General features: G+C 71.5%; 17 protein-coding genes. 10 read left to right on the top strand and 7 right to left on the bottom strand.

Annotated features, from left to right (window positions below; translation table 11 throughout):
- Window positions 1–191 precede the first annotated feature (191 nt).
- Window positions 192–3,335 carry an isoleucine--tRNA ligase gene (ileS, locus tag ABD198_RS10245; protein WP_343999601.1) on the bottom strand — a complete coding sequence of 1,048 codons (3,144 nt, stop codon included), beginning with the start codon at window positions 3,333–3,335 and terminating at the stop codon, window positions 192–194.
- A gap of 582 nt (window positions 3,336–3,917) precedes the next feature.
- Between ileS and ABD198_RS10250 the strand changes: the two genes are divergently transcribed.
- From ABD198_RS10250 to ABD198_RS10275, 6 genes are all read left to right on the top strand, one after another.
- Window positions 3,918–5,978, top strand: coding sequence for a TraR/DksA family transcriptional regulator (locus tag ABD198_RS10250; RefSeq protein ID WP_343999603.1), 2,061 nt, complete (start codon window positions 3,918–3,920; stop codon window positions 5,976–5,978).
- A 57-nt stretch (window positions 5,979–6,035) separates the two neighbouring features.
- On the top strand, window positions 6,036–6,716 hold the full coding sequence (gene lspA, locus ABD198_RS10255) for a signal peptidase II (RefSeq protein ID WP_343999605.1): 681 nt from the start codon (window positions 6,036–6,038) through the stop codon (window positions 6,714–6,716).
- Window positions 6,717–6,916: 200 nt separating this feature from the next.
- Window positions 6,917–7,861, top strand: a complete 945-nt coding sequence (locus tag ABD198_RS10260) for an RluA family pseudouridine synthase (RefSeq protein WP_343999606.1) — start codon at window positions 6,917–6,919, stop codon at window positions 7,859–7,861.
- Window positions 7,858–8,325 (top strand): GNAT family N-acetyltransferase, encoded by a 468-nt coding sequence (locus ABD198_RS10265; RefSeq protein ID WP_343999608.1) that lies wholly within the window; start codon window positions 7,858–7,860, stop codon window positions 8,323–8,325. Before ABD198_RS10260 ends, ABD198_RS10265 begins: the two co-directional genes overlap by 4 nt.
- 170 nt (window positions 8,326–8,495) lie before the next feature.
- A complete protein-coding gene (locus ABD198_RS10270; protein WP_343999610.1) occupies window positions 8,496–10,082 on the top strand; it encodes a Na+/H+ antiporter in 1,587 nt (528 codons plus the stop codon).
- Between the two features lie 104 nt (window positions 10,083–10,186).
- A complete protein-coding gene (locus tag ABD198_RS10275; protein WP_343999612.1) occupies window positions 10,187–10,927 on the top strand; it encodes an SDR family NAD(P)-dependent oxidoreductase in 741 nt (246 codons plus the stop codon).
- A 17-nt stretch (window positions 10,928–10,944) separates the two neighbouring features.
- Here the strand turns inward: ABD198_RS10275 and ABD198_RS10280 are convergent, their stop codons facing one another.
- On the bottom strand, window positions 10,945–12,075 hold the full coding sequence (locus ABD198_RS10280; protein WP_343999614.1) for a mechanosensitive ion channel family protein: 1,131 nt from the start codon (window positions 12,073–12,075) through the stop codon (window positions 10,945–10,947).
- Window positions 12,076–12,182: 107 nt separating this feature from the next.
- Between ABD198_RS10280 and ABD198_RS10285 the strand changes: the two genes are divergently transcribed.
- Window positions 12,183–12,755 carry a dienelactone hydrolase family protein gene (locus ABD198_RS10285; RefSeq protein WP_343999616.1) on the top strand — a complete coding sequence of 191 codons (573 nt, stop codon included), beginning with the start codon at window positions 12,183–12,185 and terminating at the stop codon, window positions 12,753–12,755.
- A gap of 58 nt (window positions 12,756–12,813) precedes the next feature.
- Here ABD198_RS10285 and ABD198_RS10290 read toward each other — a convergent pair whose 3' ends face one another.
- The 4 genes from ABD198_RS10290 to ABD198_RS10305 form a co-directional block, all read right to left on the bottom strand.
- A complete protein-coding gene (locus ABD198_RS10290; protein ID WP_343999618.1) occupies window positions 12,814–14,493 on the bottom strand; it encodes an alkaline phosphatase D family protein in 1,680 nt (559 codons plus the stop codon).
- Between the two features lie 96 nt (window positions 14,494–14,589).
- Complete coding sequence (locus ABD198_RS10295; RefSeq protein WP_343999620.1) at window positions 14,590–15,390, bottom strand: DsbA family protein; 801 nt, start codon at window positions 15,388–15,390, stop codon at window positions 14,590–14,592.
- 74 nt (window positions 15,391–15,464) lie between these two features.
- The gene (locus ABD198_RS10300; RefSeq protein WP_343999622.1) at window positions 15,465–16,163 is read right to left on the bottom strand and encodes a hypothetical protein; all 699 of its coding nucleotides are present in this window, start codon (window positions 16,161–16,163) and stop codon (window positions 15,465–15,467) included.
- A gap of 125 nt (window positions 16,164–16,288) precedes the next feature.
- Window positions 16,289–17,614, bottom strand: coding sequence for a DUF2252 domain-containing protein (locus tag ABD198_RS10305; protein WP_343999624.1), 1,326 nt, complete (start codon window positions 17,612–17,614; stop codon window positions 16,289–16,291).
- Between the two features lie 214 nt (window positions 17,615–17,828).
- Between ABD198_RS10305 and dnaE the strand changes: the two genes are divergently transcribed.
- Window positions 17,829–21,368, top strand: a complete 3,540-nt coding sequence (dnaE, locus tag ABD198_RS10310; RefSeq protein ID WP_343999626.1) for a DNA polymerase III subunit alpha — start codon at window positions 17,829–17,831, stop codon at window positions 21,366–21,368.
- 91 nt (window positions 21,369–21,459) lie between these two features.
- Here dnaE and ABD198_RS10315 read toward each other — a convergent pair whose 3' ends face one another.
- Window positions 21,460–21,624, bottom strand: a complete 165-nt coding sequence (locus ABD198_RS10315) for a hypothetical protein (RefSeq protein ID WP_167994743.1) — start codon at window positions 21,622–21,624, stop codon at window positions 21,460–21,462.
- A 221-nt stretch (window positions 21,625–21,845) separates the two neighbouring features.
- Here ABD198_RS10315 and ABD198_RS10320 point away from each other — a divergent pair, with 221 nt between their 5' ends.
- Together ABD198_RS10320 and ABD198_RS10325 are read left to right on the top strand one after the other, a co-directional pair.
- Complete coding sequence (locus ABD198_RS10320; protein WP_343999628.1) at window positions 21,846–23,048, top strand: NYN domain-containing protein; 1,203 nt, start codon at window positions 21,846–21,848, stop codon at window positions 23,046–23,048.
- Between the two features lie 96 nt (window positions 23,049–23,144).
- Window positions 23,145–24,119 carry an ABC transporter ATP-binding protein gene (locus tag ABD198_RS10325; protein WP_343999722.1) on the top strand — a complete coding sequence of 325 codons (975 nt, stop codon included), beginning with the start codon at window positions 23,145–23,147 and terminating at the stop codon, window positions 24,117–24,119.
- Window positions 24,120–24,237: the final 118 nt, after the last annotated feature.

Below are 24,237 nucleotides of genomic sequence, written 5' to 3' on the forward strand. Positions count from 1 at the left end.
ACTCCCGGGGCCCCGCCCTTCTGCTGCGCGCGCCCGGGGAGCGCCTCGTGCGTGCCCGGCTTGCCCGGGCCGCCGGATGACATGTCCTTTCGAAGAACGCGGACCTGTCCGACGGACACAACGCCGAAGGCCCGGACCCACCAAGATTTTTGGCGGGCCCGGGCCTTCCGGGACCTCGGGGCCTTGGGGCCTCACGCCTTGCGCAGGCGGAAGGTGAGGGTCAGGGCGTCGTCGGTGAAGGGGCGGCCGTAGGAGTCGTCCGCCTCACCGCGGGCGAAGTCCGTCGCCAGGACCTCCTCGGCGATCAGCCCGGCGTGCTCCGTCAGCGCGGCGACCGTCGCCTCGTCCGTCGCGTCCCAGCGCAGGGCGATGCGGTCCGCCACGTCGAGGCCGCTGTTCTTGCGGGCCTCCTGGATCAGGCGGATCGCGTCCCGGGCCAGTCCGGCGCGGCGCAGCTCCTCGGTGATCTCCAGGTCCAGGGCGACCGTCGCGCCGGAGTCGGAGGCCACCGACCAGCCCTCGCGCGGGGTCTCCGTGATGATCACCTCGTCCGGGGCGAGGCTGATGGTCTCACCGTCGACCTCCACCGAGGCGGTGCCCTCGCGCAGCGCCTGGGACAGCGCGGCCGCGTCGGCGCCGGCGATGGCCTTGGCCACGTCCTGGACCCGCTTGCCGAAGCGCTTGCCCAGCGCGCGGAAGTTGGCCTTGGCGGTGGTGTCGACCAGCGAGCCGCCCACCTCGGACAGCGACGCCAGGGACTCGACGTTCAGCTCCTCGGCGATCTGCGCGCGCAGCTCCGGGTGCAGGGCGTCGAATCCGGCGGCCGCGATCAGCGCCCGCTTCAGCGGCTGGCGCGTCTTGACGCCCGACTCCGCGCGCGTGGCCCGGCCCAGCTCCACCAGGCGCCGCACCAGCACCATCTGCCGCGACAGCTCCGGGTCGATCGCCTCGCGGTCCACCTCCGGCCAGGAGGACAGGTGCACCGACTCCGGGGCGCCCGGGGTGACCGGGACGATCAGGTCCTGCCACACCCGCTCGGTGATGAACGGGGTGATCGGCGCCATCAGCTTGGTGACCGTCTCCAGCACCTCGTGCAGGGTGCGCAGCGCGGCCTTGTCGCCCTGCCAGAAGCGGCGGCGCGAGCGGCGGACGTACCAGTTGGACAGGTCGTCGACGAACGCGGACAGCAGCTTCCCGGCCCGCTGGGTGTCGTAGCCGTCCAGCGCCTGGGTGACCTGGTCGGTCAGCGCGTGCAGCTCGGACAGCAGCCAGCGGTCCAGCAGCGGGCGCCCGTCCGGGGCCGGGTCGGCCCCGGACGGGGCCCAGCCGGAGGTGCGGGCGTACAGGGCCTGGAAGGCGACCGTGTTCCAGTAGGTCAGCAGCGTCTTGCGCACGACCTCCTGGATGGTGCCGTGGCCCACCCGGCGGGCCGCCCAGGGGGAGCCGCCGGCCGCCATGAACCAGCGCACCGCGTCCGCGCCGTGCTGATCCATCAGCGGGATCGGCTGCAGGATGTTGCCCAGGTGCTTGGACATCTTGCGGCCGTCCTCGGCGAGGATGTGGCCGAGGCAGACGACGTTCTCGTAGGAGGACTTGTCGAAGACCAGCGTGCCGACCGCCATCAGCGTGTAGAACCAGCCGCGGGTCTGGTCGATCGCCTCGCAGATGAACTGCGCCGGGTAGCGGGCCTCGAACAGCTCCTTGTTCTTGTACGGGTAGCCCCACTGCGCGAACGGCATCGAGCCCGAGTCGTACCAGGCGTCGATCACCTCCGGCACGCGCGTGGCCGTCTTGCCGCAGCCGTCCTGCGGGCAGGCGAAGGTGACCTCGTCGATGAACGGGCGGTGCGGGTCCAGGCCGGACTGGTCGGTGCCGGTCAGCTCGGTGAGCTCGGCGCGGGAGCCGACGCAGGTGAGGTGGCCCTCCTCGCAGCGCCAGATCGGCAGCGGGGTGCCCCAGTAGCGGTTGCGGGACAGCGCCCAGTCGATGTTGTTGTTCAGCCAGTCACCGTAGCGGCCGTGCTTGACCGTCTCCGGGAACCAGTTGGTCTTCTCGTTCTCCTCCAGCAGCCGGTCCTTGATCGCCGTGGTGCGGATGTACCAGGACGGCTGCGCGTAGTAGAGCAGCGCGGTGTGGCAGCGCCAGCAGTGCGGATAGCTGTGCTCGTACGGGATGTGCCGGAAGAGCAGGCCGCGCTCGTCGAGGTCGGCGGTGAGCTTCTCGTCGGCCTTCTTGAAGAAGACCCCGCCGACCAGCGGCACGTCCTCGGCGAAGGTGCCGTCGGGGCGGACCGGGTTGACCACCGGCAGGCCGTAGGCGCGGCACACCTTGAGGTCGTCCTCACCGAAGGCGGGGGACTGGTGGACCAGACCCGTACCGTCCTCGGTGGTGACGTACTCGGCGTTGACCACGAAGTGGGCCGGCTCGGGGAACTCCACCAGTTCGAAGGGTCGCCGGTAGGTCCAGCGCTCCATCTCGGCGCCGGTGAAGGTCTGGCCGGTGCTCTCCCAGCCCTCGCCGAGGGCCTTCTCCAGCAGCGGCTCGGCGACGACGAGCTTGTCCTCGCCGTCGGTGGCCACCACGTAGGTAACCTCGGGGTGGGCGGCGACGGCCGTGTTGGAGACCAGGGTCCACGGGGTCGTCGTCCACACCAGCAGCGCGGCCTCGCCGGCCAGCGGGCCGGAGGTCAGCGGGAAGCGGACGTAGACGGACGGGTCGACGACCGTCTCGTAGCCCTGGGCCAGCTCGTGGTCGGACAGGCCGGTGCCGCATCGGGGGCACCAGGGCGCCACCCGGTGGTCCTGGACCAGCAGGCCCTTGTTGAAGATCTCCTTCAGCGACCACCAGACCGACTCGATGTACTCGGGCTCCATGGTCACGTACGCGTCGTCGAGGTCGACCCAGTAGCCCATGCGGGTCGTCAGCTCGGCGAAGGCGTCGGTGTGGCGCAGCACGGACTCGCGGCACTTGGCGTTGAACTCGGCGATGCCGTACGCCTCGATGTCCTTCTTGCCGGAGAAGCCCAGCTCCTTCTCCACCGCCAGCTCCACGGGCAGGCCGTGGCAGTCCCAGCCGGCCTTGCGGGCCACGTGGTAACCGCGCATGGTGCGGAAGCGGGGGAAGACGTCCTTGAAGACGCGGGCCTCGATGTGGTGGGCGCCGGGCATGCCGTTGGCGGTGGGCGGGCCCTCGTAGAACACCCACTCCGGGCGGCCCTCGGACTGCTCCAGGCTCTTGGCGAAGATCTTCTGCTCACGCCAGAACTCGAGCACCGCGTGCTCAAGGGCGGGCAGGTCGACCTGGGCGGGTACCTGGCGGTACGTCGGCGATGTCATCAGCGCGCTTCCTCCGGCGGACTTGCTGCCTTCCGTCCGGAGGGACGAGAGCCGTGTTGCCCTTACGCCGGTTTCGGCGTGCTCCCGCGGTACCACCCTCCTTGACCCCCCGGTGCCTCGTGTGCGCCGAAGAGCCCCCTCATTGGGATCGCGAAGCCGGTTCTACTCGCCGCGGCCCCTGCCGGGCGTCCGCGGTTTTCTTCCGGCGGCTCCGGGGTGATCTTCACGTCGCGCTCGCCCCCGGGCTCACACCGTCCCCGGGTCGCTCTGGGCTGCGTACGCCGCTACTCGTCCCCATCATCGCTTTTCGCTCCGCCCAGTGTACGGCGCGCCGGGGACCGGAGCCGACCGGTTTACGGCTCGGCATGCCCCGAATGGGGCGGTGGCGCCCATCGAGTGCAGCGACCTGCGGCTCGGCGGCATACCCGGCGGGGAGCTGGGCACAACGGATGCAGGTCCGCCGCGCGGCGTCCGCGAGGCGAGGGAATCGGGCGGTGTGCCCCGTTGCCGCGGGACTCGAGTCGATTTATCGTCCCAGCACGATTCGCGCACAAGATCACCATATGTGAAGGGGTCGCGGCCATGGTGGCGAAGAAGACCGCCGACCAGCAGTCGGCGTCCGGCAGGCCCGGACCCGCGCGGGGCGGTGGGGCCAAGGGGGCGGGCGGGAGGACGGGCACACGTGGTGCCTCGCCGCGCCGCTCCTCGCCCGAGGACGCGGCGACGCTGACGCTGGCGGAACGGCCCGCGCGGCACACGCCCACCGACGGGGAGCCGACGACGGGGAAGAACGCGTCGGGGAAGAGCCCTACGAGGAGCTCTACGAAGAGTTCTACGAGGAAGACCACCGCGGGGAAGCACGCAACGGGAACGAGCGCCACGGGGAAGAACGCGACGGCGAGGAAGACGGCAGCGGCGTCGGCAGCCGCAGGCGGGAAGCAGGGCGCCCGCACCGAGACGGCTCCTGCGAAGAAGGCCGCGGCGAAGAAGACCCCTGCCAAGAAGGCAGCCGTGAAGAAGACGGCGGCGGGGAAGAAGGCTGCGGCCAAGGAGGCCGCGTCCAGTGCGGCGAGCGTGGCTGAGGAGGCGGCTTCGGGTGAGAAGCCGCAGGCCGCGGGCAAGCGGGCCGGGGCGAGGACGGCGGCTTCGGCCAAGACGGCGGCGGCCGGGAAGAGGGCGGCGGCCAAGGAGGCCGCGTCCAGTGCGGCGAGCGTGGCTGAGGAGGCGGCTTCGGGTGAGAAGCCGCAGGCCGCGGGCAAGCGGGCCGGGGCGAGGACGGCGGCTTCGGCCAAGACGGCGGCGGCCGGGAAGAAGGCGGCGGCGAGGAAGACGGCCGCGGCCGGCAGGAAGGCCGCGGATGAGGACGTGGCGGCGCGCGGGCGGGACGCCAATGGGGAGGCGGCGCCGGGTGCCGAGCCGGAGGCTGCCGGGCCGGCCGCCGAGAAGGTTGCGGCCAGGAAGCCGGCCGCGAGGAAGTCGGCGGCGGCTGGGAAGAAGGCTGCGGCCGAGGAGGCCGTGCCGAGCGAGGCGAGCGTGGCTGAGGAGGCGGCCTCGGGCGGGGAGCCGCGGGCTGCGGGCAAGCGGGCCGGGGTGAAGGCGGCGGTCTCGGCCAGGAAGGCGGCCGCGAAGAAGACGGCCGCGAAGAAGACGGCGGCGAGGAAGACGGCCGCGGCGGGCAGGAAGGCTGCGGCCACGGAGGCGCCTGGTGCGGCGAGCGCGGCTGGGGAGGCCGCCTCGGGTGAGGTGCCCGAGGCTGCCGAGCCGGTGGCTGAGAAGGCCGTGGGCAAGAAGGCGGCGTCGGCCAAGAAGGCGGCGTCGGCCAAGAAGGCGGCGTCGGCCAAGAAGGCGGCGTCGGCCAAGAAGGCGGCTGCGAAGAAGGCCGCGGCGAAGAAGACCCCCGCCAAGAAGGCGGCCGCGGCGAAGAAGGCCCCCGCCAAGAAGACCGCCGCGGCGAAGAAGGCTCCCGCCAAGAAGACGGCAGCCAAGAAGACGGCCGCGGCCAAGAAGGGTGCGGAGAAGGAGGCCGCGGTGGCCGGTGGGAAGGCTGACGTCGGTGGGGTGAAGGGCACCGGGGAGACCGGGGGAACACAGGACATGGCCGGGCGTGGCACGGCCACTGGCGCGGGCGCGGACGAGACCGCACCGCAGACGGGAGCGACGACGGTGGGTGCGAAGAAGACTCCTGGCACGGCCACGGCGGCGAAGACGACCGCCCTACCCAAGGCACGGCTCGCCGCGGCGGAGCCCGGCGAGCTCGCGGTGCGCCCGGGCGAGGACCCCTGGACGCCGGAGGAGGTCGAGGAGGCCCGGGCCGAGCTGATGGCCGAGGTGCTGCGGCTGCGCGAGGAGATCAGCTCGGCCGAGCAGTCGCTGGCCGGCCTCATGCGGGACTCCGGCGACGGCGCGGGCGACGACCAGGCCGACACCGGCACCAAGAACATCACCCGCGAGCACGAGCTGGCGCTCACCGCCAACGCACGCGAGATGCTCACCCAGTCCGAGCGCGCCCTGCAGCGCCTGGACGCCGGCACCTACGGACTGTGCGAGAACTGCGGGAACCCCATCGGCAAGGCCCGCATGCAGGCCTTCCCCAGGGCCACCCTGTGCGTGGAGTGCAAGCAGAAGCAGGAGCGCCGATACTGACCAGCCGGCGTGACGTACCCTCGTCCTCAGTCAAGGACCTAGGGCTGAGGGACTCACGTGGCAGAGGCGGAGCGCATCATCGGTACGCCGGACACCCCGGACGCGGACCGGGACGGGCAGGAGCGGGCGGCCGATGCCCACGAGACCGATGCCCACGAGACCGACGCCCGCGGGGCCGACGCGCACGGCGCGACGGCTTCGGCCGGTGAGTCCGGTGCCGGGGAGACGGCGGAGCAGGACGGGCGCCCCCGCGGCAAGCGGCGGATCGCCGTGCTGTTCGCCGTCGCCGCCTTCGCCTACGCCCTCGACCTGATCAGCAAGATGATCGTGGTCGCCAAGCTGGAGCACCACGAGCCCATCGAGATCATCGGGGACTGGCTGCGCTTCGAGGCGATCCGCAACGCCGGCGCCGCCTTCGGCTTCGGCGAGGCCTTCACCGTGATCTTCACGGTGATCGCGGCCACGGTGATCGTGGTGATCGTCCGGCTCGCCCGCAAGCTGTACAGCCTGCCCTGGGCGATCGCCCTCGGACTCCTCCTCGGCGGCGCCCTCGGCAACCTCACCGACCGGATCTTCCGTTCGCCGGGCGTCTTCAAGGGCGCGGTGGTCGACTTCATCGCGCCCAAGCACTTCGCGGTGTTCAACCTGGCGGACTCGGCGATCGTGTGCGGCGGCATCCTGATCGTCCTGCTGTCCTTCCGCGGCCTCGACCCCGACGGCACCGTCCACAAGGACTGAGGCCACAAAGGCCCCGATCGCGGAGGCCCGGATCATGGCGGCCCGGATCACGGCGGCCCGGATCACGGCGGCCCGGATCATGGAGGCCCGGATCCCAGAGGCCCGGACTGCAGAGGCCCGGACCGCAAGGAAGGGCCGCATACCGGCCTTCGCCCGGGCTCTCGTACGGGAGTGCCCCGGCCGTCCGGCATACTCGACGGGTGAGCACGATTCCCGAGATCCGTACCCTGCCCGTGCCCGACGGCCTGGAGGGCGAGCGTGTCGACGCCGCCATCTCCCGCATGTTCGGCTTCTCCCGCACCAAGGCGGCCGAGCTGGCCGCGGCGGGGAAGGTCACGGTCGACGGATCGGTGGTCGGCAAGTCCGAGCGGGTCAGCGGCGGTGCCTGGCTCGAGGTGGAGATGCCCGCCCCGCCCGCGCCGGTGCGGGTGGTCGCCGAGCCGGTCGAGGGCATGGAGATCGTGCACGACGACGAGCACGTGGTGGTGATCGTCAAGCCCGTCGGGGTCGCCGCGCACCCCTCGCCCGGCTGGACCGGCCCGACCGTGATCGGCGGTCTCGCCGCCGCCGGGTTCCGCATCTCGACCTCCGGCGCCGCCGAGCGCCAGGGCATCGTGCACCGCCTCGACGTCGGCACCTCCGGCCTGATGGTGGTCGCCAAGTCGGAGCGGGCGTACACCTCGCTGAAGCGCCAGTTCAAGGAGCGCACGGTCGACAAGCGCTACCACACGCTGGTCCAGGGCCACCCCGACCCGACCAGCGGCACCATCGACGCCCCCATCGGCCGGCACCCGAACCACGACTACAAGTGGGCGGTCACCGCCGACGGCAAGCCGTCCGTCACCCACTACGACCTGATCGAGGCCTTCCGCGCCGCCTCCCTGCTGGACGTCAAGCTGGAGACCGGCCGCACCCACCAGATCCGCGTTCACATGGCCGCCCACCGGCACCCCTGCGTCGGCGACCTGACCTACGGCGCGGACCCCACGCTCGCCAAGCGGTTGCGCCTGACCCGCCAGTGGCTGCACGCGGTTCGGCTCGGCTTCGAGCACCCCGGCGACGGCCAGTGGGTCGAGTTCTCCTGCGACTACCCCGAGGACCTGCAGCGGGCCCTGGACCAGGTCCGCGAGGAGACCTGGGCATGACCGTCTCCTACGTCGTCCGCGAGGCCAGGGACAGCGCCGACCGCGAGGCGTGCTTCGCGGTGCGCAAGGAGGTCTTCGTCGCCGAGCAGGGCGTTCCCGAGGACATCGAGTACGACGCCTACGACGCCGGGGCCGTGCATGTGCTCGCCGTCCGGGAGGACGGCACCCCGCTCGGCACCGGCCGGCTGCTGCACGGCGAGGCCGCCGCCGCGAAGAACGGCGGGGACGGCTCCGTGGGCGCCCTCGGACGGCTGGCGGTGCTGCGGGAGGCCCGCGGGCTCGGCGTCGGTGCGGCGCTGGTGCGCGCCATCGAGGACCTGGCCCGCGGGCGCGGTCTCACGGCCGTCGACCTGCACGCCCAGACCCACGCCCTCGGCTTCTACGAGAGGCTCGGGTACGTGGCGTACGGGCCGGAGTTCGAGGACGCGGGCATGCCGCACCGGGCCATGCGGCGCGTGCTGTAGCAGCGCCATGGTGATGCGGCGCGCTGTAACAGGAAGGACCATGTGGCGCGGGCTGTAGCAGAACCACGCGGCGCGTGTTGTAGCGGGAGCGCGCGAACAGCCTGGTGAGCGCCCGGTCGTGGCAGGCTGGAAGCCGGCCGCCCGATCGTCGACCTCCCGGAGCGCTGACCGTGGATCAGTTGGCCCTGCTGTTCGCCCTGTTGCTCGGGGCCCTGGTGAGCGTCCCGGTCGGAGACCGGCTGGGGCTGCCCGCCCCGGTGCTGATGACGGTCCTCGGGATCGTCATGGCGCTGCTGCCGTTCGTCCCGAACGTCGACATACCGCCGGACCTGATCCTGCCGCTGATCCTGCCGCCCCTGCTCTACGCGGCCGTGCGCCGCACCTCCTGGCGGCAGTTCGCGGCCAACATCAAACCCATCCTGCTGCTGGCGGTGGCCCTGGTCCTGGTCACCATGATGTGCGTGGCCACCGTCGCCCACGCGATCGTGCCCGGCCTGCCGCTGGCCGCCGCCGCGGCCCTCGGCGCGCTGGTCGCGCCGCCCGACCCGGTGGCGGCCACCGCGGTCGCCGGGAAGCTGGGGCTGCCGCGCCGCCTGGTGTCGATCCTCGAGGGCGAGGGGCTGTTCAACGACGTCACGGCGATCGTGCTGTACCACGTGGCGATCGCCGCCGCCGTGACCGGGACGTTCTCCGTCTGGGAGGCCGGGCTCGACCTGGTGCTCTCGGCCGTCGTCGCCGTCGTGATCGGGCTCGCGCTGGGCTGGGGCGCCAACAAGCTGATGGACCTGCTGGACGAGCCCACCCTGCAGATCGGGCTGAGCCTGCTCGTCCCCTACGCCTCCTACGTCCTCGCCGAGCAGCTGCACGGCTCCGGGGTGCTGGCGGTGCTCACCACCGCGCTGTTCCTGGTGGAGTACGCCACCGACGCCGACGACGTGATGACCCGGCTGGCCGGGCACACCTTCTGGGACATCGTGGACACGCTGGTCACGGGCGTGGCGTTCGGGCTGGTCGGGCTGGAGCTGCACAACGTGGTCAACACCGCCGCGGGCCGGTGGGGCGAGCTGCTCGGCTGGGCGGGCGCCGTCGTGGGCGTGGTGATCATGGTGCGGCTGCTGTGGCTGCTGCCGGCGACCTGGCTGGCGCAGCGGCTGCACGCGGCACGCGACGTCGACGAGGAGATCCCGGTCAGCTGGCGGGAGACCGTGGTCATGTGGTGGTCGGGGATGCGGGGCGTGGCCTCGGTCGCGCTGGCCCTGGCGATCCCGCTGGAGACGGACGCGGGGGAGGCCTTCCCGGCCCGGCACGAGATCATCTTCATCGCGTTCGGTGTGATCATGACCACGCTGCTGCTCCAGGGGCTGACGCTGCCGTGGCTGGTCAGGCGGCTGCGGGTGCAGGCCGACACCGAGCAGGAGCAGCGGATGGAGCACGAACTGGCGGTGCGGGCGGCCGACGCGGCCAGGCGCAGGCTGCGGGAGATCGAGAAGGAGGAGGGGCTGCCCGAGGACCTGGCGGAGCAGATGATGCGGCGGGCCTTCGACATCGCGGTGCGGATCAGCCCGGAGATGGCGGAGGACGAGCGGCGCGAGGCGCACCGGCAGCGGGCGAAGCGGCTGAAGCGGCTGCGCCGGATCGAGAGCGAGATGCTCAGCGCCGCCCGGCACGAGGTGCTGTCGGCGCGGAGCGAGCCGGGGGCGGTTCCCGAGGTGGTGGACCGGGTGCTGCGGCACCTGGACGTCCGCAGCCTGCGCTGACGCCGGCGCCGGGCCGCGGGGCCCGCACCAGGGCTTCCCGGCGCGGTGTGCGTTTCCTTCGTGGCCTGACGCCTTCGGCGGCCCGTGCTTCGTAGGGTGCCCTCATGACTCGGAACGTTGTGATCAGTGGTGGTGGCACCGGGATCGGGCTGGCCGCCGCCCGGATGTTCGCCGCCGACGGGGACCAGGTGCTGCTGGTCGGGCGCCGGCGGGAGGTGCTGGAGCGGGCCGGGGTGCCCGGGGCGCTGACCTTCGCCGCGGATCTCGCGGACCCCGAGGCGGTCCGCTCGGTCGCCGGATTCGTGGGCCGGGAATTCGGTGCCGTGGATGTGCTGATCCACAGCGCCGGAGGCAACGGGCTGCTCGAACCCCCGGTCGGGGGCGACGACCCGCTGGACGCCGTCGCCCGGCACTGGACGGTCAACTTCCGGCTCAATCTGCTGACCGCCGTCCTGCTCACCGAGGCCCTCAAGCACCGGCTCGCCGAGCCGGGCGGCCGGGTGCTGTTCCTCAGCTCCATCGCCGCCTACCGCGGTTCCGGCCAGGTGGCCTACGCCGCGGCCAAGGCGGGGCTGCACCCGTACGCCCACGCCCTGGCCCGGGAGCTGGGCCCGCACGGCATCACCGTGAACGTCGTCGCGCCCGGCTATGTGGAGGACACCGCGTTCTTCGGCGACGGCATGGACGAGGAGCGGCGGGCACGGCTGATCGCCGAGACCCTGGACAAGCGGGCCGGCACCCCCGGTGACATCGCCTCCACGCTGCACTGGCTGGCCTCACCGGGCGCCGGGCACATCACCTCGCAGATCATCCAGGTCAACGGCGGAGCCGAGCGCGGACACTGAGCCGGGCGCCCCCCGGCTCACCCGTCGGACGGCGGTCCCTGGGTGTTCCGCGCCGCGGATATCCCGGCCGGGGCGGAGACCGAGGCGGAGCGCCGGCCGTCCAGTGCGGGGCGCGGGGCCGCCGCCGCCGTGCTGATGCGGGGCAGGGCGTACGGGTGCTCCTCGGCCAGCCAGCGGATCATCTGCTCGCGGACGGTGACCCGCACCGTCCAGATGTCGTCCGCGTCCTTCGCCGTCACCAGGGCCCGCACCTCCATGGTGCTGGGGGTGGTGTCGGTCACGGTCAGGTTGTAGGCGCGGCCGTCCCAGGCGGGGCACTCGCGCAGGATGTCGCGGAGCCGCTCGCGCATCTCGTCCAGCGGGGCGGTGTGGTCCAGGTGCCAGAAGACGGTGCCGGTCATCTGCGGGGTGCCGCGCGACCAGTTCTCGAACGGCTTGGACGTGAAGTACGACACCGGCATGGTGATCCGGCGCTCGTCCCAGGTGCGCACGGTCAGGAAGGTGAGGGTGATCTCCTCGACGGTGCCCCACTCGCCGTCCACCACCACCGTGTCGCCGATCCGCACCATGTCGCCGAAGGCGATCTGCAGCCCGGCGAACATGTTGCCCAGCGTCGACTGGGCGGCGACGCCGGCGACGATGCCGAGGATGCCGGCCGAGGCGAGCAGCGAGGCGCCGGCGGCGCGCATCGCGGGGAAGGTCAGCAGCATCGCGGCCACGGCGACGACCCCGACGATCGCCGAGACCACCCGCCGGATCAGCGTCACCTGGGTGCGCACCCGGCGGACCCGCGCCGGGTCGCGCTGGGCGTGGGCGCTGGCGTAGCGGGTGTAGGAGGTCTCGACGACGGCCGCGGCGATGCGGATGACCAGCCAGGCGGCCGAGCCGATCAGGACCAGGGTCAGTGTCCGGCCGATGCCGACCTGGTGCTCGGGGAGCACCCGGGCCTCGACGTACGACCCTCTGAGCAGGGCCGCGCACAGCAGCAGCTGGTAGGGGACGCGGCCGCGGCGGAGCAGCCCCCACAGCGGGGTCTCCGGGTGCCGTTGGTCGGCCTTGCGCAGCAGCCTGTCGGTGGCCCAGCCGAGCAGCAGCGTGAGCACGACCGAGCCGCCGGCCACGATCAGCGGGCGAAGCACGTCATCCATGCCTGCGAACCTAACCGGCCCACAGCGGTATGAACATGTGACTTCCATGGCGTCGCGGGTACGGCCGCGGTCCGGTGCGGTCGCCTCCGGCTGGCACCATGGTCGGCATGAACATCATGCTCTTTCACTCGACCTACGGTCTCAGGCCCGCGGTGCGGGAGGCCGCCGACCGGCTGCGCGCGGCCGGACACGAGGTGTGGACGCCCGACCTCTTCGAGGGCCGCACGTTCGACACCGTCGAGGAGGGCATGGAGTACAAGGACGAGGTGGGCAAGGACGAGCTGCTGAAGCGGGCCGTGCTGACCGCCGCGCCCTACTCGGAGCGCGGGCTGGTGTACGCGGGCTTCTCGCTGGGCGCCTCGATCGCGCAGACGCTGGCCCTCGGCGACGACAAGGCGCGGGGCCTGCTGCTTCTGCACGGCACCTCGGACATCGCGCCGAACGCCTCGGTGGACGAGCTGCCGGTGCAGCTGCACGTCGCCGAGCCGGACCCGTTCGAGACGGACGACTGGCTGAGCGCCTGGTACCTGCAGATGCGCAGGGCGGGGGCGGACGTCGAGGTGTACCGGTACGCCGGGGCCGGCCACCTCTACACCGACCCCGGCCTGCCGGACTGGGACGAGGAGGCCGCCGAGGCCACCTGGCGGGTGGCACTCGGCTTCCTCGACTCGCTGGACTGACCAGGTCCTGCCGGTCCGGACTGACCCGGAACCGTTGACCCCGGCCCGTTGACCCGGTTCAGACCGGGTCGTAGCTGCGCTCGACCTTCTGGGTGCCGCTGCGGGTGCGGTAGGAGCGGGCCCAGGCGGCGGTGGCGTCCGGGGTGCGGGCGGAGAGCACGTAGTAGTCCATCTGCGCCCGCTCGGCGGTGATGTCCAGCACGCCGTAGCCGTGGCGGTCGGTGTCGACCCAGTGCACATGCCGGTTGGCCGCCTTGATCAGCGGGGCGGCGACCGAGGAGACCGTGCCCTCGCGGACCTTCAGGATGTCGTCGAGGTTGTCGGAGGTGACCGAGGTGACGACGAACTCCGTGGCGGCCGAGGCGGACAGCGGGTACGTACCGGCGTTGACGGGCACGTCGTTGGCCCACGCCATGTGGATGTCGCCGGTGAGGAAGACGGTGTTGCGGATGGCGTTGCCGCGCAGATGCGCGAGGAGTTCGCGGCGGTCGTCGGTGTAGCCGTCCCACTGGTCGGTGTTGAGGGCGATGCCCTCCTGGGGCAGGCCGAGCAGCTTGGCGAGCGGCTTGAGCAGGCTCGCGGGGAGCGAGCCGATGGCGAACGGCGAGATCATCACCGAGGTGCCGACCAGCCGCCAGGTGGCATCGGAGGCGGACAGGCCCGCCTTCAGCCAGTCGAGCTGGGCGCGGCCGGTGATGGTGCGGTCCGGGTCGTCGACCTCGCCCTTGCCGAGGGAGACCTGCTGGGAGCGGAAGGAGCGCAGGTCCAGCAGGGAGAGGTCGGCGAGCTTGCCGAAGCGCAGGCGGCGGTAGGTGGTGCCCTCGATCGCGGGGCGCACCGGCATCCACTCGAAGTAGGCCTGCTTGGCGGCGGCCTGGCGGGCGGCCCAGGCGCCCTCGGCGCCCTCGGTGTGGTTCTCGGCGCCGCCCGACCAGGTGTCGTTGGCGAACTCGTGGTCGTCCCACATCGCGATGACCGGGACCTTGGCGTGCAGGGCCTGGAGGTCGGGGTCCGTCTTGTAGGTGCCGTGCCGCAGGCGGTAGTCGGCCAGGGTGACGATCTCGTGGGCCGGGGAGTGCGGGCGGACGACGGTGCCACGGGTGCCGTAGCCGCCGCTGGCGTACTCGTAGATGTAGTCGCCCAGATGCAGCCAGGCGTCCAGGTCGCCGCGGGCGGCGAGGTGGCGGTACGCGGCGAAGTGGCCGGCCTCCCAGTTGGCGCAGGAGACGACGCCGAAGCGCAGTCCGCCGACGGCGGCGTCGGGGGCCGGGGCGGTGCGGGTGCGGCCGACGGGGGAGTCGGTGCCGCCGGCCGAGAAACGGAACCAGTACTCGGTGGCCGGCCTGAGCCCGCGGATGTCCGCCTTCACGGTGTGGTCGGAGGCGGCGGTGGCGAGGGTGGAACCCTTCGCGACGATGTCGGTGAACGCCTTGTCCCGGGCGACGGTCCAGCTCACCTCGGTGTCCGGGCCGATCCCCGAGCCCGGCGTCGCCTCGGGCACCGGCGTCACCCGCGTCCACAGCAGGATGCCGTCCGGCAGCGGGTCGCCGGAGGCGACACCGTGCAGGAAGGCGGGCGCCTGAGCGGCGGCGCGGGCGGGCAGCGCGGCGGCCAGCGGCCCGGCCAGCACCGCGGTGGCGGCGGCAGCCTTGACGACCGAACGGCGGCGCGGAGAGAGGGACTTGACGTCCGCGGTGGCGGAAACAGATGTCTCGGATGATCTGTATCGACTGGTCACAGCCGATCAGGCTACTGGCAGGTACATGCAAGAGCGGACGAACTCGCCAGAATTCGTCCGCTCTTTGACAGTGATTCGGCCTGGTTCATCCGGGAATCACTTGGTGACGCCCGCGTCCTTGAGGGCCTTCTGCCACTCGGCGGGCGTGCCCGGGGTCTCGATCACCTTGCCGTTGATCTTGATGGTCGGGGTCGACTTGACGTCCTTGGTCTTGTCGAAGGACTCGCTCATCTTCAGCGCCCAGGCGTCGTAGGTGCCCTTCTTCACGGCGTTCTGGAACTCCTTGTTGCCCTTCAGGGCGTCCACCGTGTCGGCCACCTTGAGCAGGTAGTCGTCCTTGGCGAACTCGTCCTCGGTCTCCTCGGGGTGGTACTCGGCCGAGTAGAGGGCCGCCTTGTAGTCGAGGAAGGCGTCGGTGCTCACGTTCAGCGCGGCACCGAGGGCGCTGAGGGCGTTCTTGGATCCCTCGCCGGTCAGCCGGTCGTCCAGGAAGGTGCCGACGGTGAAGGTGAGCTTGTAGTCGCCGTCCTTCATGCCCTTGTTGACGGCCTCGCCGACGTTCTGCTCGAAGGCCGCGCAGCCCGGGCAGCGCGGGTCCTCGTAGAGGTGGACCACGTTGTCCGTCTTGGACTCGCCGATGGTGACGGTGGTGCCGTTCTTGCCCGAGGTGTTGGCGGGGGCGACCACCTTGGCCTTGGCGGCCTTGTCCCAGCCCGAGGGCTTGCTGGCCTGGACGAGGGCGTAGCCGATGCCGCCGGCCGCGGCGAGGACGCCGACGATGGAACAGGCGACGATGACCTGCCGCCTCAGCTTGGCCTTCTTGGCCTGGCGTTCGCGTTCGGCGCGGAGGCGTTCGCGGGCGGCGGTCTTGGCTGCGTGGCTGTTTCGCTTGCTCATGGGTGTTCTACTCCAACGGGACGCACCACACGGGGGTGCGGGATGTGTGCAGGGACTGCCGTGCTCGGTTCAGGTCACGCGGACGTGACCGGGCACGGGGGGCCCCTGCGTCCCGGGGAGTGCGAGAGGAGCAGCAGGCGGATCGTGGGGGTGGGGGCCGTCGGGCGGGAGGGGCGGCGGATGCGGGGGGTGCGGTGCGCCGTGATCACCGCCACCGCGAGGAGCAGCGGACGGAAGGTCGTCGCCGCCACCGCCCGCAGCAGCTGCCCCAGCGCCCGCTCGCCCCGCCGCAGCCAGGCCGCCGCCACCAGGCCTACCCCGATGTGCGCGCCGAGCAGCAGCCAGGCGGTGCCCGGGCCGGCCTGCGCCAGCAGGGCCGGCAGCCGGTCACCGCCGCCCGCTGGGCCCGTCACCCGGGCCAGCGGCGCGCCCACACTCGTGCCGTCGCCGCACAGCACGTCGAAGCCGACCTGGCGCAGCGGACCGGCGACCGGCCCGCCCGCGCGGCCGTAGCAGACGTGCTGGCCGGTGGTGAAGACCGTGTCGGCGGCCAGCTCCAGCGGGATCAGCAGCGCGGCGATGTGCCCGAAGGACCGCTCACGGCCGGCCAGGGCGAACGCCAGGACGAACACCGCCCCGGCGATCGCGGCCACCGTGTTCAGCGGCAGCGGAGCCCCGGACAGCAGCACGTGCGACGCGGTGCTGAGCGTCACGACCACGGCCGTGAACAGCGCCGCGCGGACGGCTCTGAGCTGGGTTCCGGATATGTCCATGGCGGGGAAAGTGTGTCATGCGCTCCGGTAAGGGAGCGCTAAAGGGCCGGAGGAAGAGGAAGGGCTCGAGGAAGAGGAAGGGGCTCGGGGAAAGGGGCCGGGCGACGGGCGGGCCCGGCGCCGGCTCACAGGCCCGGGATCCGGCCGTTGCGGAACAGGTCCAGGAAGATCTGGTGGTCGGCGCGGGCCCGCGCGCCGTAGGTGTGCGCGAAGTCGACCAGCAGCGGCGCCAGCCCCTCCTCGTCGGCGGCGATCGCCGCGTCGATGGCCCGCTCCGTGGAGAACGGCACCAGCGACTCGCCCGAGGTGTCGTCCGCCGCCGCGTGCATCGCCGCCGTGGCCCGGCCGAGGTCGGCCACCACCTGCGCGATCTCCTCCGGCTCGTCGATGTCGCTCCAGTCCAGGTCCACCGCGTACGGCGAGACCTCGGCGACCAGCTGTCCCGTGCCGTCCAGCTCGGTCCAGCCCAGCCAGGGGTCGGCGTGCGCCTGCAGGGCGCGCTGGGAGATCACCGTGCGGTGCCCCTCGTGCTGGAAGTACTCCCGGATCGCCGGGTCCGTGATATGGCGCGAAACCGCCGGTGTCTGAGCCTGCTTGATGTAGATCACCACATCGTTCTCCAGGGCGTCGCTGTGCCCCTCGAGCAGGATGTTGTACGACGGCAGCCCGGCCGAGCCGATGCCGATGCCGCGGCGCCCCACCACGTCCTTGACGCGGTAGGAGTCCGGGCGGGCCAGCGAGGCGTCCGGCAGCGTCTCCAGATAGCCGTCGAAGGCGGCGAGCACCTTGTAGCGGGTGGCCGCGTCCAGCTCGACCGCGCCGCCGCCGGGGGCGAAGCGGCGCTCGAAGTCCCGGATCTCGGTCATCGAGTCCAGCAGCCCGAACCGGGTCAGCGAGCGCGCGTCACGCAGCGCGTCCAGCAGCGGACCCTGCGCGGTGTCCAGCGTGAAGGGCGGCACCTCGTCGCTCTTGGCGCCCGTTGCCAGCGCGTGGATGCGCTCGCGGTAGGCGGCCGCGTAGATCTCCACCAGCTCGGTGATCTGCTCGTCGCTGAGCGCCTTGGCGTAGCCGATCAGCGCCACGGAGGCGGCGAACCGCTTCAGGTCCCAGGTGAAGGGACCGACATAGGCCTCGTCGAAGTCGTTGACGTTGAAGACCAGGCGGCCGTTGGAGTCCATGTAGGTGCCGAAGTTCTCCGCGTGCAGATCGCCGTGGATCCACACTCGCGAGGTGCGCTCGTCCAGGTACGGTCCGGAGCGCTTCTCCGCCTGCAGGTCGTGGTAGAAGAGGCACGCCGTCCCCCGGTAGAAGGCGAAGGCCGAGGCCGCCATCTTCCGGAACTTCACGCGGAACGCGGCCGGGTCGGCGGCGAGGAGCTCGCCGAAGGCGGTGTCGAGGACGGCGAGGATCTCCTCACCGCGGTGCTCGTCGCTGAGCTGCGGGACCGACATCGCGGAGTGCCTCCTGGTGCGGGACGGGTCGTCGGACGGCCGGGCCGGGCCGTCCCGGTGTCCAACGTGTGACGCTGCCCGGGAGTGCCCGTGACCCCCGCCCGAAGGTACGCGTGGAAGGGCCGCGAGTGTCAGTGCCGGGGCATAGACTTCGACGCTGACCAGAAGACTCGCCGCCTGTCCGTCACCAGCTGTTCTCCTTGGAGGCCGCACCGTGTCAAAGCCGCCGTTCACGCACCTGCACGTCCACACCCAGTACTCGCTGCTGGACGGTGCCGCGCGGCTGAAGGACATGTTCAACGCCTGCAACGAGATGGGCATGACGCACATCGCCATGTCCGACCACGGCAACCTGCACGGGGCGTACGACTTCTTCCACTCCGCGCAGAAGGCCGGAATCACCCCGATCATCGGGATCGAGGCCTATGTCGCCCCCGAGTCGCGGCGCAACAAGCGCAAGATCCTCTGGGGCCAGCCGCACCAGAAGCGCGACGACGTCTCCGGTTCCGGTGGCTACACCCACAAGACGATGTGGGCGGTGAACAAGACCGGTCTGCACAACCTCTTCCGCCTCTCCTCCGACGCCTACGCCGAGGGCTGGCTGCAGAAGTGGCCCCGGATGGACAAGGAGACCATCGCCAAGTGGTCCGAGGGCATCGTCGCCTCCACCGGCTGCCCCTCCGGCGAGATCCAGACCCGGCTGCGCCTCGGCCACTTCGACGAGGCGCTCAAGGCCGCCGCCGACTACCAGGACATCTTCGGCAAGGACCGCTACTTCCTGGAGCTGATGGACCACGGCATCGAGATCGAGCGCCGGGTCCGCGACGGCCTGCTGGAGATCGGCCGGAAGCTGGGCATCCCGCCCCTGGTGACCAACGACTCGCACTACACCTACGCGCACGAGGCCAGCGCCCACGACGCGCTGCTGTGCATCCAGACCGGCAAGAACCTCTCCGACCCCGACCGCTTCAAGTTCGACGGCACCGGCTACTACCTGAAGTCCACCGAGGAGATGTATGCCATCGACTCCTCGGACGCCTGGCAGCAGGGCTGCGCCAACACCGCCCTGATCGCCGAGATGGTCGACACCACGGGCATGTTCGAAAAGCGCGACCTGATGCCCAAGTTCGACATCCCGGAGGGCTACACCGAGGTCAGCTGGTTCCGCGAGGAAGTCATGCGCGGCATGCACCGCCGCTACCCGGACGGCATCCCGGAAGACCGCATGAAGCAGGTCGAGTACGAGATGGACACCATCATCTCGATGGGCTTCCCGGGCTACTTCCTCGTGGTCGCCGACTTCATCATGTGGGCGAAGAAGCAGGGCATCGCCGTCGGCCCCGGCCGCGGCTCGGCGGCCGGCTCGATCGTCGCCTACGCCCTCGGCATCACCGACCTCGACCCCATCCCGCACGGCCTGATCTTCGAGCGCTTCCTCAACCCCGAGCGCATCTCCATGCCGGATGTCGACATCGACTTCGACGAGCGCCGGCGGGTCGAGGTCATCCGGTACGTGACCGAGAAGTACGGCGCCGACAAGGTCGCCATGATCGGCACCTACGGCACCATCAAGGCCAAGAACGCCATCAAGGACGCCGCCCGCGTGCTGGGCTACCCGTACGCGATGGGCGACCGCATCACCAAGGCCATGCCCGCCGACGTCCTCGGCAAGGGCATCCCGCTGTCCGGCATCACCGACCCCAGCCACCCCCGCTACTCGGAGGCGGGCGAGGTCCGGGCGATGTACGAGAACGAGCCGGACGTGAAGAAGGTGATCGACACCGCCCGCGGTGTGGAGGGCCTGGTCCGGCAGATGGGCGTGCACGCGGCCGGCGTGATCATGTCCAGCGAGACCATCACCGAGCACGTCCCGGTCTGGGTGAGGCACACCGACGGCGTGACCATCACGCAGTGGGACTACCCGAGCTGTGAGGCGCTCGGCCTGCTGAAGATGGACTTCCTGGGCCTGCGCAACCTCACGATCATGGACGACGCCGTCAAGATGGTGAAGGCCAACAAGGGGATCGACATCGATCTCCTGAGCCTCCCGCTCGACGACCCCAAGACCTTCGAGCTGCTCCAGCGCGGCGACACCCTCGGCGTGTTCCAGTTCGACGGCGGCCCGATGCGCTCCCTGCTCCGGCTGATGAAGCCGGACAACTTCGAGGACATCTCCGCCGTCTCGGCCCTGTACCGGCCGGGCCCGATGGGCATGAACTCGCACACCAACTACGCGCTGCGCAAGAACGGCCAGCAGGAGATCACCCCGATCCACCCCGAACTGGAGGAGCCGCTCAAGGAGGTCCTGGACGTCACCTACGGCCTGATCGTCTATCAGGAGCAGGTGCAGAAGGCCGCCCAGATCATCGCCGGCTACTCGCTCGGCGAGGCCGACATCCTCCGCCGCGTGATGGGCAAGAAGAAGCCGGAGGAGCTGGAGAAGAACTTCGTCATCTTCCAGGCCGGCGCCCGCAAGAACGGCTACAGCGACGAGGCCATCCAGGCGCTGTGGGACGTGCTGGTGCCGTTCGCCGGCTACGCCTTCAACAAGGCGCACTCCGCCGCGTACGGACTGGTCTCCTACTGGACGGCCTACCTCAAGGCGAACCACCCCGCCGAGTACATGGCGGCGCTGCTCACCTCGGTGAAGGACGACAAGGACAAGTCGGCCGTCTACCTCAACGAGTGCCGCCGCATGGGCATCAAGGTGCTCCCGCCGAACGTCAACGAGTCCGAGGCGAACTTCGCCGCCCAGGGCGACGACGTGATCCTCTTCGGCCTGTCCGCGGTGCGCAACGTCGGCACCAACGTGGTGGAGTCGATCATCAAGTGCCGCAAGGCCAAGGGGAAGTACACCTCCTTCCCGGACTACCTCGACAAGGTCGACGCGGTCGTCTGCAACAAGCGCACCACCGAGTCGCTGATCAAGGCCGGCGCCTTCGACTCCCTGGGCCACACCCGCAAGGGGCTGATGGCCCAGTACGAGCCGATGATCGACAACGTGGTCGCGGTCAAGCGCAAGGAGGCCGAGGGGCAGTTCGACCTCTTCGGCGGCATGGGCGAGGACCAGAGCGACGAACCGGGCTTCGGCCTGGACGTCACCTTCACCGACGAGGAGTGGGACAAGGCCTACCTGCTCGCCCAGGAGCGGGAGATGCTCGGCCTGTACGTCTCCGACCACCCGCTGTTCGGCCTGGAGCACGTGCTGGCCGACAAGGCCGACGCGGGCATCTCCCAGCTCACCGGCGGTGACTTCGGCGACGGCGCGGTGGTCACCATCGGCGGCATCATCTCCGGCCTGCAGCGCAAGATGACCAAGCAGGGCAACGCCTGGGCCATCGCCACGGTGGAGGACCTCGCGGGCTCCATCGAGTGCATGTTCTTCCCGGCGACGTACCAGCTGGTGTCCACGCAACTCGTCGAGGACGCGGTGGTCTTCGTCAAGGGCCGCCTGGACAAGCGGGAGGACGTGCCGCGGCTGGTCGCGATGGAGCTGATGGTCCCCGACCTGTCCAACGCGGGGACCAACGCGCCCGTGGTGCTCACCATCCCGGCGGCCAGGGTGACCCCGCCGATGGTCAGCCGCCTCGGCGAGATCCTCAGTCATCACAAGGGCGACAGCGAGGTGCGGATCAAGCTCCAGGGACCGCGGAAGACGACGGTGCTGCGGCTGGACCGGCACCGGGTCAAGCCCGACCCGGCCCTCTTCGGCGACCTCAAGGCGTTCCTCGGACCGTCCTGCCTGGCCGGCTGAGCGGACGGGCCCGCCGTGCGAGAGGGGCGCTCCCGGAACCGGGGGCGCCCCTCGTGCTCTGCCTGGGCCTCAACAGCCCGATGTGCGGATGTCAGTTGTGGCCGAAGCGCTTCTGCCGGCCCTTGCGCGCGATCTCGTCGGGAGCCGCCTGCGAGGTGCGCTGCTCGTCCGGGGTCTCGATCGCGGTCGGCTGCTGCGCCTGCTGGGCACGCTGGTTGTGGGCCTGCTTACGGTCACGGTTCTTGTTCTTGGCCATGGGATGCCTCCTGTGGGGGATCTAGGGGCCAGGGCCGGAACCAGGTTCACATAGTCGCATAACCCGCGCGAGTCGGACAATTACCGTGTGTGACAAGTGCGGTCGGGGGAGGAAGTGTGGAAACGCCACGCCGAAGATCGAGTTCGAGCCGTTAACCCCGGCACGGTCGGGCAGACTCGAATCAAGCCCGAAGCAAACCTCCCGGAAAGAGGGTGGATCGCGTGGACCGCTGCATCGTCCTGGTGGACGCCGGGTATCTGCTGGGGGCCGCCGCCAGTCTCCTCGCCGGGGAACCCTCACGGTCCCGGATCACCGTGGATCACGCCGCTCTCATCCAGGGCCTGCGCGAACGCGCCGAGTCCGACACCCAGCAGCCGCTGCTGCGCATCTACTGGTTCGACGGCGCGCCCGACCGCGTTCCGCAGCCCGAGCACCGGCGGCTGCGCGTGATGCCCCGGGTCACCGTCCGGCTCGGCGCCCTCACCCGCAGTGACGGCCGCTGGGCGCAGAAGGGCGTGGACGCCGCCATGCACGCCGAGCTGACCGAACTGGCACGCAACCGCGCCTGCTCCGACATCGTGCTGGTCACCGGCGACGGCGACCTGCTGCCGGGCATGATGGCCGCCAAGGAGCACGGCGTCGCCGTCCACCTGTGGGCCGTGCAGGCCGCCGACGGCGACTACAACCAGTCCGAGGACCTGGTCGCCGAGGCCGACGAACGACGGGTGCTCGACCGCGCCTGGATCGTCAAGGCGGTACGGGCCAAGGACATCAGTGGGGTGTGCGCGCCCCCGCCGGTCGCCCGCCCCGAGATCGCCGCGATCCTCTCCGCCCCGCTGCCCGAGTCCGCGCTCCCCGCCGCCTCCGAACGCGCCGCCCAGCCGGCCCCGCACCCCGCGCCCGCCGCGTCCAACGGCTCGGCGGAGCGCACGCCGGTGGCCAGGGCCGTGCCCACCCCGAAGGACCTGGCCGCCCTGCGCGCCCCCGGCACCGCCGCGCCGCCGGCCTCCGCCACCCTGCGCTGGTCCTCCGACAAGGGCTGGGTGGACCGGCCGGTCACCGAGCCCCCCGAGGCCGCGTCCATGCCGACGCTCGCCCAGCTCACCACCGCCGAGCAGCGGTGGGCCGACCGCGAGGAGGACATCACCACCGTCGGCGGCGACCCCTACGAGGTGGGGCAGGTCTTCGCCCGGCGCTGGGTGGAACGTCTCGGCGACCAGAGCCACCTGCAGAGGCTGTCCGGCATGTACCCGCGCATCCCGCACCGCATCGACGGCGAGCTGCTGCGCTACGCCGCCCGCTTCGGCCTCCTCGCCCACAAGGACGACCAGATCGACGAACGCGACCGTTACGCCATCCGTGCGGGATTCTGGCGCGAGATCGACGTGCGCACCGGCACCGAGCGGGCGGCGGCCGCCGAGTAACCTCCGCCCCGGAAACCGGGCGGGCCCGCCGACCCCGTAGTCTCGTCCCTTGTGAGTACGCGCGCGGCACAGGCATTCCGGCACGGCGGTGAGGCCGTGTGCACGGTGCGCGGGCTGACCAAGACCTACCCGGCGGCGCGCGGCCGCCGCGGGGTCCCGGCGACGCCCGAGGTCAGGGCCACCGACGACGTGGACCTCGACATCCGGCGCGGGGAGATCTTCGGGCTGCTCGGGCCGAACGGCGCCGGCAAGTCCACCCTGGTGCGCCAGCTCACCGGGCTGATGCGCCCCGACCGCGGCACGGTCGAGATCCTCGGCCACGACATCGTCCGCCACCCCGAGCGCGCCTCCCGCATCCTCGCCTACCTCGGCCAGGAGTCCACCGCGCTGGACGAGCTGACCGTGTCCCTCGCCGCCGAGACCACTGGACGGCTGCGCGGCCTCGGCGCCCGGCGGGCGCGGGCCGAGCGCGACGCCGTGCTGGAGGAGCTGGGCCTGACCGCGCTGGCCGGCCGCCCGCTGCGCAAGCTCTCCGGCGGCCAGCGGCGGCTCGCCTGCTTCGCCGCCGCGCTGGTGGGCGAGCGCCCCCTGCTGGTGCTCGACGAGCCCACCACCGGCATGGACCCGGTGGCGCGGCGCGCCGTGTGGTCCGCCGTCGACCGGCGGCGCGCCGAGCACGGCACCACGGTGCTGCTGGTCACCCACAACGTCATCGAGGCCGAGACCGTCCTCGACCGCGTCGCCGTGCTCGACCGGGGCCGGGTCATCGCCTGCGACAGCCCCGCCGGGCTGAAGGAGCAGGTCGCCGGCGAGGTCCGGGTCGAGCTGGTGTGGCGCGAGGCCGCGCCGCTGCACGTGCCCGAGGTCGCCGCGCTGCGGGACCGGGCGGCCGAGTCGGGCCGCCGGTGGACCCTGCGGCTCGCCCCCGAGGAGGCCCGTACGGTCGTCGCCACCGTCACCGGCGGGGCCGCCTTCGCCGCGCTGGACGACTTCACGCTGGCCACGCCCAGCCTGGAGGACGTCTATCTGGCGCTCGGCGGGGCCGTGCGGCGGGGGCTGGTGAAGGCGTGAGCGGCACGGTGAGCACACCCGGCGCGGCATCCGTACGGAACAGGGCGACCGCCTCGGCGGGACCGGACGCACCTCCCGGTGGCCCTGCGAGCGCATCTTCTGGCGAAGGGAAGCAGCA

It is taken from the genome of Streptomyces thermocarboxydovorans (assembly GCF_039524635.1).
Classification (GTDB): Bacteria; Actinomycetota; Actinomycetes; order Streptomycetales; family Streptomycetaceae; genus Streptomyces; species Streptomyces thermocarboxydovorans.

Coding starts and splice junctions, on each gene's coding strand:
- ileS (WP_343999601.1), bottom strand. CDS start 3,335: ATGACATCGCCGACGTACCGCCAGGTACCCGCCCAGGTCGACCTGCCC.
- ABD198_RS10250 (WP_343999603.1), top strand. CDS start 3,918: ATGGTGGCGAAGAAGACCGCCGACCAGCAGTCGGCGTCCGGCAGGCCC.
- ABD198_RS10265 (WP_343999608.1), top strand. CDS start 7,858: ATGACCGTCTCCTACGTCGTCCGCGAGGCCAGGGACAGCGCCGACCGC.
- ABD198_RS10275 (WP_343999612.1), top strand. CDS start 10,187: ATGACTCGGAACGTTGTGATCAGTGGTGGTGGCACCGGGATCGGGCTG.
- ABD198_RS10280 (WP_343999614.1), bottom strand. CDS start 12,075: ATGGATGACGTGCTTCGCCCGCTGATCGTGGCCGGCGGCTCGGTCGTG.
- ABD198_RS10285 (WP_343999616.1), top strand. CDS start 12,183: ATGAACATCATGCTCTTTCACTCGACCTACGGTCTCAGGCCCGCGGTG.
- ABD198_RS10295 (WP_343999620.1), bottom strand. CDS start 15,390: ATGAGCAAGCGAAACAGCCACGCAGCCAAGACCGCCGCCCGCGAACGC.
- ABD198_RS10300 (WP_343999622.1), bottom strand. CDS start 16,163: ATGGACATATCCGGAACCCAGCTCAGAGCCGTCCGCGCGGCGCTGTTC.
- ABD198_RS10305 (WP_343999624.1), bottom strand. CDS start 17,614: ATGTCGGTCCCGCAGCTCAGCGACGAGCACCGCGGTGAGGAGATCCTC.
- ABD198_RS10315 (WP_167994743.1), bottom strand. CDS start 21,624: ATGGCCAAGAACAAGAACCGTGACCGTAAGCAGGCCCACAACCAGCGT.